Annotated in this window: 17 protein-coding genes; 9 read left to right on the top strand and 8 right to left on the bottom strand. The window is 68.4% G+C overall.

The features are described 5' to 3' along the window. The 5 genes from Q368_RS0112705 to Q368_RS0112685 are packed head-to-tail and all read right to left on the bottom strand — an operon-like array spanning position 1 to position 5,297. Entirely contained in the window at positions 1-1,947 is a 1,947-nt protein-coding gene (locus Q368_RS0112705; RefSeq protein WP_245611337.1) for a type IV pilus secretin PilQ, read from the bottom strand. A gap of 39 nt (positions 1,948-1,986) precedes the next feature. Continuing rightward, positions 1,987-2,460, bottom strand: a complete 474-nt coding sequence (locus Q368_RS0112700; protein WP_029459445.1) for a hypothetical protein — start codon at positions 2,458-2,460, stop codon at positions 1,987-1,989. A 28-nt stretch (positions 2,461-2,488) separates the two neighbouring features. Then, complete coding sequence (locus Q368_RS0112695) at positions 2,489-3,022, bottom strand: hypothetical protein (RefSeq protein ID WP_029459444.1); 534 nt, start codon at positions 3,020-3,022, stop codon at positions 2,489-2,491. A 3-nt stretch (positions 3,023-3,025) separates the two neighbouring features. After that, complete coding sequence (locus Q368_RS0112690) at positions 3,026-5,080, bottom strand: type IV pilus biogenesis protein PilM (protein WP_029459443.1); 2,055 nt, start codon at positions 5,078-5,080, stop codon at positions 3,026-3,028. Between the two features lie 31 nt (positions 5,081-5,111). Further along, complete coding sequence (locus tag Q368_RS0112685; RefSeq protein ID WP_029459442.1) at positions 5,112-5,297, bottom strand: helix-turn-helix domain-containing protein; 186 nt, start codon at positions 5,295-5,297, stop codon at positions 5,112-5,114. Positions 5,298-5,634: 337 nt separating this feature from the next. Here Q368_RS0112685 and Q368_RS0112680 point away from each other — a divergent pair, with 337 nt between their 5' ends. Genes Q368_RS0112680 through Q368_RS0112650 form a run of 7 tightly spaced genes read left to right on the top strand, consistent with a single transcriptional unit; the run spans position 5,635 to position 12,534 of the window. Beyond that, positions 5,635-6,711: a type IV pilus twitching motility protein PilT gene (locus Q368_RS0112680; RefSeq protein ID WP_029459441.1), complete on the top strand. Its 1,077-nt coding sequence runs from the start codon at positions 5,635-5,637 to the stop codon at positions 6,709-6,711. A 5-nt stretch (positions 6,712-6,716) separates the two neighbouring features. Next, positions 6,717-7,895, top strand: a complete 1,179-nt coding sequence (locus tag Q368_RS0112675; RefSeq protein WP_029459440.1) for a type IV pilus twitching motility protein PilT — start codon at positions 6,717-6,719, stop codon at positions 7,893-7,895. Continuing rightward, positions 7,892-8,602 carry a hypothetical protein gene (locus Q368_RS0112670; protein ID WP_052360152.1) on the top strand — a complete coding sequence of 237 codons (711 nt, stop codon included), beginning with the start codon at positions 7,892-7,894 and terminating at the stop codon, positions 8,600-8,602. Before Q368_RS0112675 ends, Q368_RS0112670 begins: the two co-directional genes overlap by 4 nt. Positions 8,603-8,606: 4 nt before the next feature. Then, the gene (locus Q368_RS0112665) at positions 8,607-9,488 is read left to right on the top strand and encodes a LytR/AlgR family response regulator transcription factor (protein ID WP_029459438.1); all 882 of its coding nucleotides are present in this window, start codon (positions 8,607-8,609) and stop codon (positions 9,486-9,488) included. Positions 9,489-9,524: 36 nt separating this feature from the next. Then, positions 9,525-11,453, top strand: a complete 1,929-nt coding sequence (gene acs, locus Q368_RS0112660; RefSeq protein WP_029459437.1) for an acetate--CoA ligase — start codon at positions 9,525-9,527, stop codon at positions 11,451-11,453. A gap of 15 nt (positions 11,454-11,468) precedes the next feature. Continuing rightward, on the top strand, positions 11,469-12,035 hold the full coding sequence (locus Q368_RS0112655; RefSeq protein WP_029459436.1) for a UbiX family flavin prenyltransferase: 567 nt from the start codon (positions 11,469-11,471) through the stop codon (positions 12,033-12,035). Continuing rightward, positions 12,025-12,534 carry a pyridoxamine 5'-phosphate oxidase family protein gene (locus tag Q368_RS0112650; protein ID WP_029459435.1) on the top strand — a complete coding sequence of 170 codons (510 nt, stop codon included), beginning with the start codon at positions 12,025-12,027 and terminating at the stop codon, positions 12,532-12,534. The genes Q368_RS0112655 and Q368_RS0112650 overlap by 11 nt, the downstream gene beginning before the upstream one ends. 15 nt (positions 12,535-12,549) lie before the next feature. Here the strand turns inward: Q368_RS0112650 and Q368_RS23900 are convergent, their stop codons facing one another. From Q368_RS23900 to Q368_RS0112635, 3 genes are all read right to left on the bottom strand, one after another. Next, a complete protein-coding gene (locus Q368_RS23900) occupies positions 12,550-13,146 on the bottom strand; it encodes a flavodoxin family protein (protein WP_029459434.1) in 597 nt (198 codons plus the stop codon). 97 nt (positions 13,147-13,243) lie between these two features. Continuing rightward, positions 13,244-13,810 carry a TetR/AcrR family transcriptional regulator gene (locus tag Q368_RS0112640; RefSeq protein WP_052360151.1) on the bottom strand — a complete coding sequence of 189 codons (567 nt, stop codon included), beginning with the start codon at positions 13,808-13,810 and terminating at the stop codon, positions 13,244-13,246. Between the two features lie 257 nt (positions 13,811-14,067). After that, on the bottom strand, positions 14,068-15,546 hold the full coding sequence (locus tag Q368_RS0112635) for an outer membrane homotrimeric porin (protein WP_029459432.1): 1,479 nt from the start codon (positions 15,544-15,546) through the stop codon (positions 14,068-14,070). A gap of 664 nt (positions 15,547-16,210) precedes the next feature. Here Q368_RS0112635 and Q368_RS0112630 point away from each other — a divergent pair. Continuing rightward, a complete protein-coding gene (locus tag Q368_RS0112630; protein ID WP_043785863.1) occupies positions 16,211-17,269 on the top strand; it encodes an ABC transporter substrate-binding protein in 1,059 nt (352 codons plus the stop codon). A gap of 27 nt (positions 17,270-17,296) precedes the next feature. Further along, on the top strand, positions 17,297-17,920 hold the full coding sequence (locus Q368_RS0112625; RefSeq protein ID WP_029459430.1) for a class I SAM-dependent methyltransferase: 624 nt from the start codon (positions 17,297-17,299) through the stop codon (positions 17,918-17,920). The last annotated feature ends 29 nt before the right edge of the window (positions 17,921-17,949 follow it).

Below are 17,949 nucleotides of genomic sequence, written 5' to 3'. Positions count from 1 at the left end.
TTAGGGCTTCACGACTTCGGCCGCGGCCACGGGCCCGCGCGCCAGGGCCTGCGGGTCCACCCGGTCGGCGACGGGCGGCACCGGGGCCACGGGCTTTTCCTTGAGGATCTTCGGCGTGACGAAGATGAGGATCTGTTCCCGTTCGACGGAGTTGTTTTTCGATTTGAACGCCCAGCCAAGGCCTGGGATGTCGCGCAGGAGGGGCACGCCGGACTGGCCGTCACTGACGGTGTCGCGCGTAAGCCCCGAGATGACGATGGTGTCACCGTCCTCGACCACCAGGGTCGAGCGGGTCTCCCGCTTGTAGATGGGCGGGTTGCCCTGCACCCAGTTGCCCTGGTTCTCGTCCACCTGGTCGTCCTTGACCACGATCTTCATGCGCAGGTTGCTGCCGTCGATCACGTGGGGCAGCATTTCCAGGCGCAGGAGCGCGTCGGCGAACTGCACGTTGGTGCCGTTTTGGGACGTGGAAACGTAGGGAATCTTCTTGCCGTTTTCGGTGTAGGCTTCCTTGTTCTCCATGGTCGTGATGGTCGGGCTCGAAAGGATCTTGACCTTGTTGTCCTCCGCCAGGGCGGTGAGCTGGGCCTCGAGCACGTTTTCGCCGATCTTGCCGAACAGGAAGTTGATGCCGGTGCCGGCCGCGCCAAGGCCCGTGGTGGTCGAGGTCAAAGAAGCCGGGTTGTTGATGGCGAAGCCTTGGCCCGAGGTGCCGCCGCCGAAAATGGGCGACAAGGCGTTGGTGAGGTTCGAGCCGCCGGTGGTGGTGTTCGTGCCGGTGGAACTGGTCGCCAGGGTCGAACCCGCCGTGCCGCCGGTGGTCGTGCTCGTCGCGGTGGTCGTCCCGGTGTTGGTGGAACTGTTCGTCCCGCTGATCGTGCCCGCCTGGGCCGGCGACATCTGGAAGTTTGAATTTTTGAGCAATCCACCCCACTGGATGCCCAGCTGTTGCGCCGTGGTCCGGTCGGTCTGCACGATGAAGGCCTTGAGGCGGATCTGCGGACGCGGCTGGTCGAGCTTCTCGATGAGCTGGATGATCTTTTCCGCGTCGGCGTTGGACGCCTGGATGACCAGGGAGTTGCTGTAGTGGTCGGGGATGACGAAGCCCTTGAGCAGGCCGAGCTTGTAGTCGCCCAGGGCCGGCAGGGCCGGCGTAGGCCCTTTTACCGGGTCGGAGACGGCGATGTTCGTCGTTTTGGTCGCATCGTTGGGGGAAGCGCCGCCGGTAATCTTTGTGTTCTCGGTGAGGCTTCCCTTCCCGAGGCCGGGCATGGCCGTGGTGTTGCCGCACAGCGAATTGAGCGTTACGGCCAGTTCGTCGAGGTCCGCGAAGTTCACCTCGACCTTCCAGGTCTCGTAGGGCTCCATGGCCTTGGCCCGGGCCGCCTCGGCCGCGAGCTTGTTGTCGGCTTCCCTGAGCTTGTTTTGCTGCTCCATGTCGGCCAGGGTCATGACGCGGATGATGTCGCCGTCGATGGCGTAGGTCAGGCCGTTGGAAACCAGGATGCTTTTGAACGTCTCGTCCCACGGCGCATCGGCCACGTTGACGTTGATGCGAAGGCCCCCCTGGCCGCCGTTCGCGGAGCCGGGGATGGAGGAGGAAAGCACCACGTTCTGGTTGGCCGCGCGGGCCATGGCCCGCACCACGGCCACGAGGTCCGTGTCGTACATGCGCAGGGTCACCCGTTGCGTGGGCAGCCGCCTGGCCGGCTTGGCCTCCTCCCGCACCTGCTTCTTCGCGGTGATGGCGGCCTGTTCCTTCTCGATCTTGCGCGGATGGGCCGTCGGCGTATAGCCCTCCGACTTGTTGGCCATGGTGTCCCAGTGCTTGATGAAGGCGTCCTGCTGCGGCTTTTTCACGCACCCCGGGGCGGCCAGCGACGCCGCGACGAGGGCGGCGATCACAGCCCGGCCATATCGATTTCCCTGCATGAAACGACCTCGCATACGCTTGCTCCCCGCGCACGGCCACCCGCGCGCCCTGCCCTACTGGGCGGCGTCCCGCCCCTCGTAGGGGATCTCGATCCGCTGCCCGTTGGCCAAGCTTTCCAACGCCACCTGCTCCGGCGCGATGGCCACGACCTTGTAGCCGCCGCTCTCGAGCGTGTCGCCGACCTGGTATTCCATGCCGTCCACCACGGCGAGGCGGCCCGAACCCAGTTCCACATAGCCGGTGAAACGCGGCCGCGACACCGGCTTGGCCGCCGTCTGCCCGGCAAAGGGCTTGTCGTAGAACGCCCTCTGCGGCCAGGAAGCCCCGATGGCGGCGACCATGGCCTCTTCGGCCGGGGTCAGCGCCGCGTCCTTGATGGCCGCCAGCATGCTGCCGGCCTGGGCCGTCTCCTGGCGCGCGGCGGGCACTGCCGGCGGCGGCGGCGCGTCGCCGCCAAGGCCCATCCAAAGCCCGGCCACGGCAACCACGCCCGTTAAGGCCAGAATGATCTTTTCCCGACGGGTCATCCCTGCCCCCGCTTTTCGACGCTTCCGTTCATTGCACGCCCAACCAGCATTTCACCGCGTACTCGCGACCGTCGCCGCCTACCACCGTGGAGACGGACTCGATGCGCACCAAGGGTGCAAAACGGCCAAGCGCCAGCAGAAACTCGCGAAATTTGTCGGGTTCGCCCAGCATCCCGAGCCGTACCGCCAGCAGCCCCCCCCGCGTCACGGAAGCCGGGTCCGGCGACACCCGGGTCATGCGCACACCGCTCGGCGCGGCCAAGTCGTCCATGATCGCCGCCAGCCGCCCCACGTCGGACAGCGGCAGCCGCCCCGGCTTCTCCGTCGCGTCCACGGCCGGCAGGGAGGCGCGGGCCTTGTTCAGGGACTGCAACACGGGCAGCATCTGGCGGCGCACTTCGAGCGCCGCCCGCAACTGCCCGATCTCCACGGCCAATTCCTTGGCCTTGTGGCTGTCGGGGATGATGAAAAGCGCCAGGAACGCGCCGGCGAGCAGTGCGCCGACGACCAGATAGCCCAGCGTGCGGGGGGGCAGGCGTCTTTTGAGATCGGCAAGCGTCATGGCCTAGTCCCCCGCGAACGAACACCCGATGACGAACCGCAGTCCGGTCGCGCCGCCTTCGAGGCTTTCGAGTTCGCTTTTTTTCACCGACACGCCGTCGAAGACCGGCGAGCCTTCGAGCGCCACCACGTAGCTGGCCAGCATCGAATCGAAAAGCCTGGCATCGCCCGTCACCATGCCCTCGAGCACCAGCCGGCCGGGCGTTTGCGACGCCGGCTGCGGCGCGCCGGGCTTGGACGGGATGGCGGGCGGGCCGAACTCGCCCGTGACGGACCCCAGGGACACGCCGTCCGGGGCCAGGGCCAAAGCCTGTTCGAAAAGCCCCACCGCCTTGTTGCGGCCTGCGAATGCCCGCAGGGCCGTGCGCTTGGCGCGCAGTTCGGCGGTCATGCGCGACAGGCCGTCGGGATCGACGGCCGCGCCGAGGGCGGTCATCTCCCGCGTGATCGCGTCGCGCTCGCCTGTCAGCGCCCGGACCCGGGCCGCGGCGTCGAAGGAAAAGTAGGCCATGGCCGCAAGCACCACCGCCAGGGCGACGAGGCTCCCTTGCTCCACCAGACGCGAGGCGCGTTGTGCCGCCTTGGCGATGTAGGTGAAAAGGACGTTCGGCGTGATGGCCCGCTCGGAAAACGCCAGGCCCAGGGCCTGCGTCCAGGCCGGTCCGGGCACTTCCCGCCCTCCCGGGGCGCAGACCGCGGGCACGCGGTCGCCCATGGGGTCGAGCGCCACGCACGGCAACCCGGTCTGCTCGCCGATGTAGCGCACGAACGCATCGCTCGCCCCGAGCGGTCCCGAGACCGTCAGGCGCGTGACCGCGTCGTAGCCGAGGGATTCCCGGTAATGCTTGAGCGTCATCTCCACCTGGCGCACCAGGCGCGAGGCCACGGGCTCCAGCATGACCATGATCTCGTCCGGCCCCAGCCCCGCGCCGGGATGGTCGTCGGGCAGGTCGCCGCAGCCGTAAATGACGCCCTCGAACGCTTCCCGGGCCTGCTCCGGGGAGACCAGCGGCCGGCTCGGCTGCGCCGGCTCGGGCGGAGCGGCCGGTCCGGCGTCGAGGTCGAGCACGAGGCCGCCCGGGACATCGTTGTTGTCCAGGTCGAGCAGCATCGGGCCGGCGAGTTCCGGCGACAGGCTGAGCCCTGCCTCCTCGCGCGCGTCCGCGGCCGTCACCGGCTCCGATTCCGGCTCCGCCGGCGACGCCGCGGCCTGGGGCGAGGAATGCCGGTAGGCGTCCAGGGCCTCCTGCACGGCCTGGATCATGCCCGACATGGATGTCTTGATGACGCGCACGAACATCAGGTCGCCGTTGTTGAAAATCTCCAGGCGGGACCAATTCGCGCCCACGTGCAGGTTGGCCGTGGCCGCGCCGGCCTCGGGGACGAGCTTGCGGCGGAAGAGGTTCTGGTGGGAGAACGGCTCCAGGGTGAGCCCGGCCAGGGGGAAGCCGGCCTTGGCGAAGTCGCCGCGCACCACGCTTACGGCGTCGCGGGGGGCGGTGTAGGCCATGGCCCCGAGCTTCGTCGCGCCCTTTTCCGCCACCTCGCCGCGGGGTTCGAAATCGAACACCACCGCAGCCTCGTCGAACCCCAGTTCCTTCTTGGCCGTCCAGAACACGGCGTTGTTGACCTGCCGCGACGGCACTTTGGGAATGGTGACGAACTGGAGGTTGGCCCGGGAGCTTTGCGCCGCGGCCCAAAGCTGCGGCAGCGGGTCCGCGCCGCACAGCCCGGACAGGGTCTGGCGCAACAGGGCCACGAATTCCGGAGAGCCCGGGGCGACGCCCTCGGGCACGGGCACCACCGCCTTGCCGAGCAACTCGAACGCGGCATCGCGACCCCGGATTTTCACGCACACGAGCTGGGTCTGGGAAATGTCCACGCCCACGCTCACAGCCTTGCCCCGGGGCAACAAACCGGAAAGCAGTCCGCGACGCCGGGCGGCAGCGGCCTTGACAGGCCCTGAGGCCGCACCCACGGACGCCGCCGCAGCCGCGTCCGGCTTGCGGATCAGCTCCAGGAGCCGCTGGTTCGGCGTGATGTCGGCTTCCTTGCCCATGCGTCGTTCCCGTTTTCGACCGTTTCGCCGTCTAGCCCTGCAACCGCGTCAGGCGCACCACTTCTTCATGGCTGATGCGCCAGCCGCGCCCGACCTTGACCCCGCGCAGCGACCGGCCCCTGATGAACTTGCGCACCGTCTGGTCGCTGCATTTGAGCAGCCTGGCCACTTCCTGCACCGTATAGGTCTCCTTGACCTCTGTGGAATCGTCCCGCATCGCCCTTCGCTCCTTATCGCTCTTTAACGATATTTACGGTCGGCTTCGGCCAAAAAAAAACCCGGCCAGGAATCCGAACGCCCCGTTGGCGTTTCATTTTTTCAAGTTGTGACGTCGACCGTTTCATTTCGTTAAACTCCCGGCGATCCTGCCCATCGCCGCGCGCCCCGATATTTCCCCGATTCGCGGCATGTACGCGCGACGCCGGGGGGAACGCACTCCGGGGTTTACAAAAGCCGTGCCCAAAACGGCCGGATGCCGGGCCGGCGATTCCAAAACCCCCCGCCTCCGTGCTAGGAGGAAGGCGTCGGCAACCCCCAACCTCCCCGGCGGTCCCATGGCCCAGATCGACGCCTTTTTCAAAATGCTCAAGGATACCGGAGCCTCAGACCTGCATCTAGCCAGCGGCTCCCAGCCCATGCTGCGCTTAAACGGCCGGCTGGAGCGCATCAAATACAAGGTGCTGGAAATCGAGGAACTCAAGGCGCTGCTCTACGAGATCGCGCCCGAGCGGCTGATCAAGACCTTCGAGGAGACCGGGGATCTGGATTTCGCCTATGCCGCGCCGGGCATCGGCCGCATGCGCGCCAACTACTTCCGCCAGGAGCGCGGCGTGTCGGCCGCGTTTCGCGCCATCCCCGAAACCGTGCCCACCCTGGCCGACCTGGGCCTGCCCGAGAGCCTGGCCGAACTTGCCATGCGCCCCAAGGGGCTCGTGCTCGTCACCGGCCCCACGGGCTCGGGCAAGTCCACCACGCTCGCCGCCATGGTGCGCCACGCCGCGGACAACCGCCGCGACCACATCATCACCATCGAGGACCCCATCGAGTTCGTGCACGCCACAACGGGCTGCCTGGTCAACCAGCGCGAGGTCGGGCGCGACACACGCTCCTTCGCAGCCGCCCTGCGCGGGGCGTTGCGCGAGGACCCGGACATCATCCTCGTCGGCGAAATGCGCGACCTGGAAACCATCGAACTGGCCCTGGAGGCGGCCGAGACCGGCCATCTGGTGCTGTCCACCCTGCACACGGTCTCGGCGGCCAAGACCATCGACCGTATCATCGACGTCTTTCCCGGCGACCGGCAGGCGCAGATCCGCTCGGCGTTGTCCGAATCGCTGTGCGCCGTGATTTCCCAGATGCTCTTTTCCCGCGTCGACGCGCCGGGCCGGGTGCTCGCCCAGGAGATCCTCCTGGCCAACACGGCCGTGCGCAACCTCATCCGCGAAAACAAGGTATTCCAGATTTTTTCCGTGATGGAGACAGGGAAAGGCAGCGGCATGAAGACCCTGGACGAATCCCTGCTCGAACTCCTCGCCGCCGGGCGCATCGCCCCGGCCGACGCCTGGCGCAACGCGGTCAACAAGACGCGCTTCGCCGACGCGGCTCCGGCCAACCCCGAGCGGGCGGCGTAGGCCCCATGTCGCGCCTGGTCCTCGACACCCTCCTCGGCGCGGCCCTTGCCGCCGCGCCGTCGGCCTCGGACTACATCTTCGCCGCCGGCGCCGCGCCCATGGCCCTGGTGGACGGCGGCGCGATCCCGCTGGCCCTGCCGCACTGCGACGGCCGGCTGACCCCCGCCCAGACCGAAGCCCTCGCCCGGGGCGTGGCCGGCGCGGACGCGCGCCTCGTTGCCGACCTGCGCGCGCGCGGCGGATGCGACGTGAGCCTCGCCCACCCGTCGGGCGCGCGCTTCCGGGTCAACGTCTGCCGCGCCGCCGACAGCCTGGAACTGGTGCTGCGCCGCCTGCCGGACGCGCCGCCCGCGCTGGCGGCACTCGGGCTGCCGCCGGTTTTTTCGCGCATGACCGCGCTTGCCGAAGGGCTCGTGCTCGTGGTCGGGGCCACGGGCTCGGGCAAGTCCACGACCCTTGCCGCCGTGATCGACGCCATCCTCGCCGCGCGCGCCGTGCACGTGGTCACCCTGGAAGACCCGGTCGAATGCCTGTTTGCGCCGGGCCGGGGCATCGTCAGCCAGCGCGAGCTCGGCACGGACTTCCCCAATTTCGCCGACGGCATCCGCTCGGCCCTGCGCCAGGCCCCCCACGTCATCCTCGTCGGCGAGGCGCGCGACCGGGAAACCGTGGACGCGGCCCTTGGCGCGGCCGAAACCGGCCACCTCGTGTTCGCCACGTTGCACACGGCCGACTGCGCCGGCGCGGTGGAGCGGCTGCTGGCCTTTTTCGCGCCGGGCGAGCAGCGCCTGGCCCGCCAGCGCCTGGCCGCGAGCCTGCGCTACGTCGCGGCCCAGCGCCTGCTGCCGCGCATCGGCGGCGGCCGCGCCGCCTCCGTGGAGGTGCTCGCGGCCACGCTTCGCGTGCGCGACCGCATCCTTTCCGGCGAAAGCGACGCCGCCGGGTTTGCCGACATCATCGAACAGGGCCAGCCCCACGGCATGGTCTCCTTCGACGCGGCCACGGCCGCGCTCTACGCCACGGGCGTGGTCAGCGAGGATACGGCCGTTTCGCGCGCCGCGGACCGGGCCGCCCTGTCCCGGGCCCTGGACGCGATCAAGGCCGGGCGCGGCCAGCCCGTTTCCAGCATCACCGGCCTCGAATTCGAACGCCCGGCCGCGCCGGAACCCGGGGAGACGCCATGAGCCAAAGCGCGGCCGAAACCCTTGCCGTCACCTGCCCCTGCGGCGGCCACACGCTGCGGCTTGCCCCGGACAAGCCGCCGCTCGGGGCCAAGGCAGCCTTCACCTGTCCGGCCTGCGGACTGCGCCGCACATTCACGCGCACCGCAAGCGGCGTGGCCTTCGACGACGTCGCCACGGCCCCATCGCCGCCCCCCGCGCGCCCCGTCGCCAAGGCCCCGTCCCTGCCCGCGCCGACGCCCGTGCCGCCGGGCGCGGCGCTGGTCCTGACCGCACTGCCGGATATCTCGGAAGGGCCGGCCGGACCGGACGGGCCGGACACGCCCTGGGTCCGGGCCGTGGCCGCGGCCTTTCCCGCACCCGGCTGGCACGTCCTGCCCGCGTCGCACGATGCGCGCCAGATCGAGGCCGATGTGCGCTTCCACCGCCCGGCCGTGGTCCTGGTCGCGGACCCGGCGGAAGGTGCCGGCGGCGACGCCCGGGCGCAGGCGCTCCTTACCGCCGTGGCCGCCCTGCCCGGGCGCGCGCGCGAGGCCATGACCGTCATCGTGCTCGGCGCGTTCGCCACGGGCGATCCCCTGGCCGCGTTTGGCCTGGGCGCGGACGTCGTGCTCGCCGTAGCCGATACGGCGGATGCCGCCGCGCGCCTGGGAGCCGCCCGCGGCGCGACCATGGCCAAGCCGTCCTATTTCCGCGCGGAGCAAGGGTAGCGCCATGGACCGCATCCCGGCCCTGCTCGTCCATCCCGACCCGGCGGTGCGCACGGCCCTGCGCGCCCGTCTGGCCGAGGCGGACTTCATCCGGGTGCTCGGTGAGGCCGTGGACGCCTACGAGGCGTCGGAGCTCTTGCGGGCCATTCCCTACGGCCTGCTTTTTTGCGGCGTGGACCTGCCGGGCGAGGTGGGCGGCTTCGAGCTGGCCGAGGCGCTGTGCGCGGCCAAGCGCCAGCCCGGGCTCATCTTCATCGCCGCCGACGAGGCCAAGGCCTTCCGCGCCTTCGAGCTCGGCGCGGCGGACTACCTGCTGTGGCCGTTTTCGCCCCAGCGCTTCGCCCAGACCCTGGAGCGGCTGTCGCGCTACAAGCCGGCCTTTCGCGAGGCCCCGCCGGCGCAGTGGCGGCCCGCCGGCATGGCCGCGACCGCCGGGGACGAGGACGGCGAGGCCGAGGAGACGGTGCTGCTGCCCCTCGAGGGCGAGGAGGAGGACCGCTTCCTCTCCGCCCTCAGGCAGGCCTGGGACATGGGCCACGATCGGCCCGTGGACATCGAGAAGCTGCCCATCACCCAGGACGGGCTCACGATCCTGCTCCCGTACACGCAAATTCTTTTCATCGAGGCCTACGAGGACTATTCCTTCGTGCACACGGCAGGCCAGAAGCTCTTAACGTCCTACCGCCTGAAAAACCTGGAGGAGCGCCTGCGGCCCCACCGTTTCTTCCGCGTGCACCGCAAATACCTCGTGAACCTGGACCAGGTGACGGAAATCGCGACGCTGCCCGGCGGCAACTTCATGCTGCGCACGGCCGGCAAGACGCGCATCGAGCTGCCCATAGGCCGCCGCCGCATCGGCGAACTCAAGCAGATTCTCGGACTGTAACGGGGCCGCCCTTTCGCCCCGGCAAGGAGGACACGGATGCCGACGCCCGCAACGCTTGACGCCCTGCTCGTGGAGGAGCGGGTCTTCCGGCCGGCCCCGGCAACGGTCATCGAGGCCAACGTCAAGCCGGCGGAGCTGGCCGAGGCCTACCGCCTGGCCGAGGCCGACCCGTGCGCCTACTGGGAACAGGCGGCGCTCGAGCTCGAGTGGCACCGCAAATGGGACGCCGTGCTCGACGACAGCCGCGCCCCCCACTACCGCTGGTTCCCCGGCGCGCGCGGCAACATCGTGCACAACGCCCTGGACCGCCACGTCCACATCTGGACGAAGAACAAGCTCGCGCTCATCTGGGAGGGCGAGGCCGGGGACTGCCGCAAATTCACCTATTTCGAGCTCTACCGCGAGGTGAACCGCTTCGCCTGCGCGCTGCGGGCCCTTGGCGTCTCGCGCGGGGACCGGGTGTGCCTCTATATGCCGCCTGTGCCGGAAACCGTGGTCGCCATGCTGGCCACGGCCAAGATCGGGGCCGTGCACGTCTTCGTCTTCGCCGGCTACTCGGCCAAGTTCCTGCGCGAACGCATAAACGACGCCGAGGCCAAGGTGCTCGTCACGGCCGACGGCTTCTATCGCGGCGGGCGCTGCATCAACCTCAAGACCGTGGTGGACGAGGCGCTGGAGGGCGTGCGCGGCGACGCGGCCGAAACCGTGGTCGTGGTGCGGCGCACGGGCGACGACATCGACATGCGCGAACCGCGCGACCTCTACTACCACGATCTGCTGCGCCAGGAATCGCCCGAGGCGGCCACGGAGATCATGGAGGCCGGGGAACCGCTCTTCTGGCTGCCGACCTCCGGCACCACCGGCCGGCCCAAGTCCGTGGTCCACGACCACGGCGGCTACATGGTCGGCGCGCACCACACCTTCCGCACGGTGTTCGACATCAAACCCACGGACATCCACTTCTGCACCGCCGACCCCGGCTGGATCACCGGCCACACCTACGGCGTCTACGGGCCGCTCCTTACCGGCGCGACGGTCATTCTCTACGAAGGCCACCCCCTCTACCCGCAGGCCGACCGCCTGCCCGCGATCATCGAGCGCTACGGGGCCACGATCTTCTACGCCACGCCGACGCTCGTGCGCATGCTCATGCGCTACGGCCCGCAGTATCCCAAAAAACGCGACCTCTCGACCCTGCGCCTCCTCGGCAGCGTGGGCGAGCCCCTCTCCCCCGAGGCCTGGATGTGGTTTTACAAGCACATCGGCCGCTCCAACTGTCCGGTCCTCGACACCTGGTGGCAGACGGAAACCGGCATGGCCATGCTTTCGCCCATGCCCATCTCCGTGCTCAAGCCCGGCTCCGTGGGCAAGGCCCTGCCCGGGGTCGCCGCCGACGTGGTGGACGCCGCGGGCGCGCCCGTGCCCCCGGGCCAGGGCGGCTTTCTGGTGCTGCGCAAGCCCTGGCCGGGGATGTTCTCGGGCCTGGCCGGGGACGAGGAAGGCTACCGCGAGGCGTACTGGGAGAAGATCCCGGGCGCGTACTTCGCCGGCGACGTGGCCCGGCGCGACGAGGACGGCTACTACTGGATCCAGGGCCGCGCCGACGACGTGCTCAACATCGCCGGGCACCGCCTGGGCACGGCCGAGATCGAGGCCGCGCTGTGCGCGCACCGCTTCGTGGCCGAGGCGGCGGTCATCGGCGTGCCGGACAAGATCAAGGGCGAGGTGGCCAAGGCGTTCGTGGTCGCCGACCCGGCCTGGACCGGGGCCTTTCCCGACGCCGACGCCCTGGCGGCGGACCTGCGCGGCCATCTGCGCCGGGAACTGGGGCCCATCGTCATCCTGCGCGGGGTGGAACTGCGCGAGACCCTGCCGCGCACGCGCAGCGGCAAGATCCTGCGCCGCGCCCTGCGCGCCGAGGAACTGGGCGAACCGTACGAATACCGCAGCGATGCGGAAGAGTAATCAAGAGGGACCCGCATGAAGCGTCTTCTGGTCGGCATCACGGGCGCAAGCGGCGTCGTCTACGGCATCCGCCTGCTTATGGCCTTGCGCGACGCGCCGGACGTCGAAAGCCACCTGATCCTAAGCCCAGGCGCGGCCGTGACCCTCGGTTTCGAGACCGAGCGCAGCGCCCAAGACGTACGCGCCCTGGCCGACGTGGTCCACGAACACGGCGACCTCGCCGCCCCGGTCGCCAGCGGCTCCTTTCCCATGCACGGCATGGTCGTCGCGCCCTGCTCCATGAAGACGCTCGCGCAGATCGCCCTGTCGCTCGGGGACAACCTGCTCGTCCGGGCCGCGGACGTCACGCTCAAGGAGCGGCGCAGGCTCGTGCTCGTGCCGCGCGAGACGCCGCTGCACCTCGGGCACCTGCGCCACATGACGGCCGTGACCGAGATGGGCGGCGTCATCCTGCCCCCGGCCCCGGCCTTCTACCACGGCCCGAAGACCGTCATGGACATCGTGGACCAGACCGTGGGCAAGGTGCTCGACCAGTTCGGCATCCTCCACGACCTGTACAGGCGCTGGGGCCATGACGCCTGAGGATTTTGCGGCGGCGGTGCGCGAACTGCTCGCTTCCGTGGCGGCCATGACGCTCGCCACCTGCGCCGACGGGCGGCCCTGGGCCACGGACGTCTATTTCGCGCCGCGCGGCTACGACCTCATTTTCTTTTCGTCGCTGGCCTCGCGCCACGGCCGCAACCTGGCCGCGCACCCCGCCTGCGCCGCGACCGTGCACCCCGAGGCAGCCACCTGGCGCGAGATCCGGGGCCTGCAACTGGAGGGCGAGGCGCGCCCAGTGGCCGGGCTTGCGGCCAAAGCCGCGGCCACGGCCGCCTATCTGGCCAAGTTCCCCTTTGCCGCGGCCATGCTCGCGGGCACGGGGGAGACGGCGGCAAAAACGGCTTCCGTCGCGCCCCACAGCTTTCGCCCAAGCCGCATCCGCTACCTGGACAACCGCCTGGGATTCGGCGCGCGCTACGTCGTCGCCCTGGCCGACGGCCGCCCGCTCGGGCCGCCGGCCCCCGACAACGGGGCGTAACGGCCCCGTGCGCCCCTAGCGGACGCCGAGCATCGCGGTAAGCCGGACGCCGAAATCCCGGGCCACGGTCGCGAATTCCGGTTCGGCAACCGCCTGCCCGGCAGGAACGTCGCAGAAGGGGAACAGCGCGGAAACGAACGGCATGCCGAGATATTCGGCCATGACGCGGTACTGCCGCTCCAGGATGTCCAGGTTCTCGTCCCGCTCTGTCGCGCCCGTGGCGAAAAGCCCCAGGATCTTGCCGCGCAGCGGTGTGGCGAGCGCGCCCGCATCCGAGCATTTGACGAGGCTCGCCATGCGGTCGATGCACATTTTCGCCTGGGCCGTGGGGCCGAGCCAGAACACGGGCGTGGACAGCACCACGGCGTCGTAGTCCGGCAACGTGGCCACGGCCCGGGCCAGCCCGTCGTCCACTTGGCAGCGGAAATCCGGCCCCTCCTGGCAGCGGCCGCAGGCGAGGCAGCCGGGATGGCTGCATTTAAGCCGCGTCGCGTCGATCTCGGCCGACGCGATGCCCGATAGCGCCAGCGTCTCCCTGGCCAGTGCCGCCAGCGCCCGCGTGTTGCCGTTCTCGCGCGGGCTGCCTTGAATGAAAACAACCGTCTTGGACATGGGATGCCCCTCGCACGCCGCGCCGCAGGAGCGCGGGAGCCGTTGTTTGCGCGCGGGTAACGCCGTGACGCGCGCCCCGCTATTGGGCACGTACGCCCTACAATTCCTGCGAAAGCTCCATCAAATACGCGGCCATGGCCTTGCGCTTCGCCGCGAGCCTGTCCGAGGAAGCGCCGCAGTGTTCGAGCCACATGCCGTCCGCGGCATAGCGGAGCATGCGGCCGAGCATGTTTTCGGGGTCTTCCCCGTGCTCCGCCAGCTGCGCCTCGACCCAGGCGTGCCATGCCCCGGAAAGCGCCGCATCGCGGCTCATGGCCAGGCCGCACGCGCCAAGCAGCGCGTTGTCGTACTCCCCGAGCCGCGGCGCGAACGTCGCCGCGACATAGGCCCTGGTGAAACGCCCGTGCGGATTGTCGTCCCGGGCCGTGCAGGCGAGGATGGCGCTTTCAAACGACGTGGTGATGATCCGGAAAATGCCGTCGAGCAGCGCCTGTTTGCTCGGGAAATGGTGCATCAGCCCGCCCTTGCTGATGCCGGCGCGCCGGGCCGCGAGTTCGAGCGTCAGCCCGCCGAGCCCCCGCTCCACGATGACCTGCGCCGCGGCCTCGAGCACCCGCTCCCGGACCTGCCGCGGCTGCTTCTTGCGTTTGTGGTTTTCGCCCATGCCGCATAAAAAACCATCTGGTCGGTTTTGTCAAGACGGCCGCTTTGCGTTCCCGGGACGGCGGCCCCGGGAACGCAAAGCGGCCGCGACCCCAAGGCCGCGGCCGCAACAGGCAACGCGCGCTGTCCCCTCGCCCCCCGGGCGGGACGATCCCGTGTTACGCCCTTGAAGAACGCGTCTGCGTTTCCAAAGGGCACTCCACTTCAATACCGATCCGTTCCATGACAATACGATCGTATTGTTTAAGGAACACGCCCCTAGAACTTGTACGACAGGCCGAAGGACACCTTCCAGGTGTCGCCGTCGCGGGACTGGCTGACCAGGCGGTGGCCCCAGACGCTCTGCTGGAACTCGCCGTGGGCCCAGCCCGTTTCCACGATGGCGGCCAGGTTCTCGTAGATCATGTACTTGGTGTCGAAGTTGACGCCCAGGACATACTCGTTGACCGTCAGGTCGCGCCCCATGGTGAAGTAGGGGTTGCTGCCCATGAGGTCGTTCAGATAGCGGATGGCGCGGGCCGAGTTGGTGCCGCCCACATACATGAAGGTCAGGCGGTTGGTCATCCGCTCGATAAACGAGATGTTGTTGAGGCTCGCGCCCAGGCCCCAGGAACCGACCGGGCTCATGCCCACGTTGGAGTCCTTGACCAGGGCCTGGCTGTCGTCGAAGAGGAAGCCGTTGCCCGGCCCCCAGTTTGGCCGCACGATGGGCATGCGCTCGGAACCGTTGACGGTCGACTTGTCCTCGCCCGTGGACCACCAGGCGAACACCTGCGGCGTGAGCATGTCAAAACCCGTGTATTCCGCGCCGGCGTCGAGGAACCAGCCTGCGCGGCGGCTCTTCTTGCGGTCGCTTTGCGCGCCCGTGCCGTAGATCACGTCGGCGTAGAACTTGACCGGATCGAGGGCCGTGACTTCGAACGCGCCGCCGGCCCACCAGAAGGCGTTCTGGTCGTTCTTCCACAGCGTTGGCGAAAGGAAGGTGCCGGCAGAGGCCAGGTCGTCGACGTAATAAGCCGAGCCATATTGCGAGCTCTTGTTGGTGAAGTAGTTGGCGTTCTTGCCGGCGACGGCCACCGCGCCCCAGGGCGTGGCCTTGAAGCCTTCCACGGCGATGGGCAGGGCCAGGAAGTAGAGGTCGAGTTCGTCGGCCACCTGCGTGGTGGTGGTGTCATAGGTGCGGTTGGTGTCGATGAGCCGCCCGAAGCCGGCCACCACCGAAAGCGTCTTGTCGACAAGCGGCGACTTGACCACGAGGGCGGCCGCGTTGTCGCCGAAGACCGGCGAGGCGTAGAAGAGCTTGCTCTGGGGCAGGTCCACGCGTTGCAGGCCGGCCGTGGCCTCCGCGGCGCAACCCGGGATCTTGAACTGGAGGTAGGCCTGGTAGGGCACCACCGCCGTGGTCGGGTTGGCGGCGGTGAAGGTGCCGTGGCCCCAGGTGTCCTCCACCTTGAGCGACAGGCGGAACTTCACGGCCTCGCTGGCGATGAAGTCCGTGCGCACGCGGAAGCGCTCCCATATCTGGAAGTTTTCCTCTGTCTTGGCGCCCGCGCCCTTGTAGGCGCCGGCAGCCGAGGTCCAGACCGCGGGGTTCCAGCCGGTGAAATTGCGGTTGGAGTAATACACGCCGTATACCAGGGCGTCCCCCACCATGCGCACTTCCGTGGCGGCGGGGGCTGTCGCGGCGAGCCCCAGGATTGCGGCACAAGCCAAAGCCAGGACGATCAGTTTTTTCATGTTTCCTCCCTCACGCGTGATACTGCGCCATCCACACGGCGCGTTGCCGCCGACGAGCCCCTGGCGATAGGACTCGCGAGGAAGTTTACAAAACCGTCATTGTGACAGCAAAACCGAAAACACTCTTTTTACCTTACTATTTCAGCATGTTGCTTTTTAGCACTGCGCGCAGGGCCGTCACGCCCTTTGTATAATTCATGCCATAGACAGTGTTTGCACAAGAAACTGCCATGACATGTTGTTCTTAAATGAAAAATCCGTGCAAAACAGAGCAAAACAATCATAAATCGCGCAGCAATGAAAATCGTAATTCCGATGTAAACCACCGGCGATTTGTCGCAATCTCTCGTAATCGCTCATGATCAAAGCGGCCTCACCCGCGTGCGCACCTCCTCTGGAGCAGTACCCGTCCCATGCATCGGCAAAAAAACACAGACGGCTTACGGCAACGCCTTCCCAGAAAGCGCCCCCATCGCGGCGAACACCCGCGTTCAAGACTTCCCGTGACAGTCCACCGTCACCGGACAATCCGCAACACTCTTAAATAACAGCACAAATAAAACGACTGTCCCGTTGCCCCGCATCCTCGGGACGCGCTATGCTTGCGGCAACCATCGCGCGGCACCGCCGCCAAACGCGCCTTCGCGCAAGAAGGAACCCGCCCATGCGCCGAACCGTTTCCCGGGGCCTCCGCCTCGCCCAGACCCTGGCCGTGTGCGCCGTCCTGTCCGTGCCCGTGGGAGCCTTCGCCCGCACCGTCACCGACATGGCGGGGCACAAGGTCGCCGTGCCGGACACGCCCGCGCGCGTCTACGCCCTGTCCCCGCCCGACGCCCTGCTCGTCTACGCCATCGATCCCTGCCTGCTCGCCGGCTGGAACTATCCGCCCTATCCGCCGACGGCCGGCTACCTGCCGCCCTGCGCCGCGAAGCTGCCTGTGCTCGGCGGTTTCTTCGGCAAGGACGTCACCCCGGACAAGGACGCGATCCTGGCCGCGAAGCCCGACCTCGTGGTCACGGGCTCCATGGCCAAGCCGCAGGCGGCCTTCAACGTCTTTTTCAAGGAACACCACATCCCGGTCCTCGCCATCGACAGCCAGACGCCCGAGGACTACGCCCCGGCCTGGCGCATGCTCGGGGCCGCGCTCGGCCGCACGGAGCGCGCCGAGGCGCTCGCAGCCTACGCCGAGGCCACGCTTGCCGACATCCGCAAGGGCCTGGCCACGATTCCCGAAGCCAAGCGCCTGCGCGTCTACTACGCCGAAGGCGGCGACGGGCTCTACACCGACGGCGCGGACTCCTTCCACACCCTGGCCCTCAAGCTCGCCGGCGGCGTCAACGTCTACGCCAAGCCGCAGACCAACCGGTACGGCATGGACCGCGTGACCATGGAGGACGTGGCCGGTTTCGCTCCCCAGGTCATCCTGGCCCAGGACGCCAAATGCCGCGACATGCTCCTGTCCTCGCCGGCCTGGAGCGAAATCCCGGCGGTCAAAAGCGGTCGCGTGCTGCTGCTGCCGGACACGCCCTTCGGCTGGTTCGACCGGCCGCTGTCGTTCATGCGCCTGCTGTGCATCAAATGGCTGGCCAGCGCCCTCTACCCCGAGACCTTTCCCTACGATATGGTCAAGGAGACCAAAGCGTTCTACAAACTCTTCCTCCAGGTAGACCTGACCGACGCAAAGGCCGCAGCACTGCTTTCGGGCAAGTCCGTCGCGCCCTGACATGCCGCGCGCAAACAAGGAGCCGCCATGAGCGAATCGACATTCGACCGGGATTTCTACGTCTACGACGCCAACCACCGCTTCGCGCCCATGTATCCGCTGCTGGCCCGGCAGATCGTGGAGGATTTGGGCGTATCCCAGGGCCTGTGCCTGGACGTCGGCACGGGCAGCGCCGCCGTCATCATCGAACTGGCCAAGATCACGCCGATGGCCATGGTCGGCCTCGACGCCAAGCCCGAAGTCCTGGAACTGGCCCGGGAAAACGTCGCGCGCCACGGCCTGCCGGAGCAGCGCTTCCGCTTCCTCGAAGCCGACGTGACCGCCATCCCCCTGGAAAGCGGGTCGGTGGACCTGCTCATCAGCCGCGGTTCGGTGCCGTTCTGGGACGACCACGTGGCCGCCTTCGCCGAGCTTTACCGGGTACTGGCCCCGGGGGGCGCAGGCATGGTCGGCTGCGGTTTCAGCCGCTACCAGACCCTTGAGGAAGTGCGCGCCATGCGGCCCAAATGGACCGATGACGGCGAAAAGGACACGCGCAACAACTGGAAGGCCGAGGGCTACCTGCCCCGTGTCCTGGCCGAGGCCGGCATCGCCGACGCCATCGTGACCATGGACGCCTACGGCGTCTGGGTGACGTTGCGCAAAGCCTGATCCGTCCCCCTTCGGGCGACGCGCCGGCC

It is taken from the genome of Solidesulfovibrio alcoholivorans DSM 5433, assembly GCF_000702665.1.
Lineage (GTDB): Bacteria > Desulfobacterota > Desulfovibrionia > Desulfovibrionales > Desulfovibrionaceae > Solidesulfovibrio > Solidesulfovibrio alcoholivorans.
This window is presented reverse-complemented; position numbering and strand designations above follow the sequence as displayed.

Coding starts and splice junctions, on each gene's coding strand:
- Q368_RS0112625 (WP_029459430.1), top strand. CDS start 17,297: ATGAGCGAATCGACATTCGACCGGGATTTCTACGTCTACGACGCCAAC.
- Q368_RS0112665 (WP_029459438.1), top strand. CDS start 8,607: ATGGACCGCATCCCGGCCCTGCTCGTCCATCCCGACCCGGCGGTGCGC.
- Q368_RS0112700 (WP_029459445.1), bottom strand. CDS start 2,460: ATGACCCGTCGGGAAAAGATCATTCTGGCCTTAACGGGCGTGGTTGCC.
- Q368_RS0112630 (WP_043785863.1), top strand. CDS start 16,211: ATGCGCCGAACCGTTTCCCGGGGCCTCCGCCTCGCCCAGACCCTGGCC.
- Q368_RS0112650 (WP_029459435.1), top strand. CDS start 12,025: ATGACGCCTGAGGATTTTGCGGCGGCGGTGCGCGAACTGCTCGCTTCC.
- Q368_RS0112680 (WP_029459441.1), top strand. CDS start 5,635: ATGGCCCAGATCGACGCCTTTTTCAAAATGCTCAAGGATACCGGAGCC.
- Q368_RS0112640 (WP_052360151.1), bottom strand. CDS start 13,810: ATGGGCGAAAACCACAAACGCAAGAAGCAGCCGCGGCAGGTCCGGGAG.
- Q368_RS0112655 (WP_029459436.1), top strand. CDS start 11,469: ATGAAGCGTCTTCTGGTCGGCATCACGGGCGCAAGCGGCGTCGTCTAC.
- Q368_RS0112695 (WP_029459444.1), bottom strand. CDS start 3,022: ATGACGCTTGCCGATCTCAAAAGACGCCTGCCCCCCCGCACGCTGGGC.
- Q368_RS0112635 (WP_029459432.1), bottom strand. CDS start 15,546: ATGAAAAAACTGATCGTCCTGGCTTTGGCTTGTGCCGCAATCCTGGGG.
- Q368_RS0112690 (WP_029459443.1), bottom strand. CDS start 5,080: ATGGGCAAGGAAGCCGACATCACGCCGAACCAGCGGCTCCTGGAGCTG.
- Q368_RS0112685 (WP_029459442.1), bottom strand. CDS start 5,297: ATGCGGGACGATTCCACAGAGGTCAAGGAGACCTATACGGTGCAGGAA.
- Q368_RS0112675 (WP_029459440.1), top strand. CDS start 6,717: ATGTCGCGCCTGGTCCTCGACACCCTCCTCGGCGCGGCCCTTGCCGCC.
- Q368_RS0112705 (WP_245611337.1), bottom strand. CDS start 1,947: ATGCGAGGTCGTTTCATGCAGGGAAATCGATATGGCCGGGCTGTGATC.
- Q368_RS0112670 (WP_052360152.1), top strand. CDS start 7,892: ATGAGCCAAAGCGCGGCCGAAACCCTTGCCGTCACCTGCCCCTGCGGC.
- acs (WP_029459437.1), top strand. CDS start 9,525: ATGCCGACGCCCGCAACGCTTGACGCCCTGCTCGTGGAGGAGCGGGTC.
- Q368_RS23900 (WP_029459434.1), bottom strand. CDS start 13,146: ATGTCCAAGACGGTTGTTTTCATTCAAGGCAGCCCGCGCGAGAACGGC.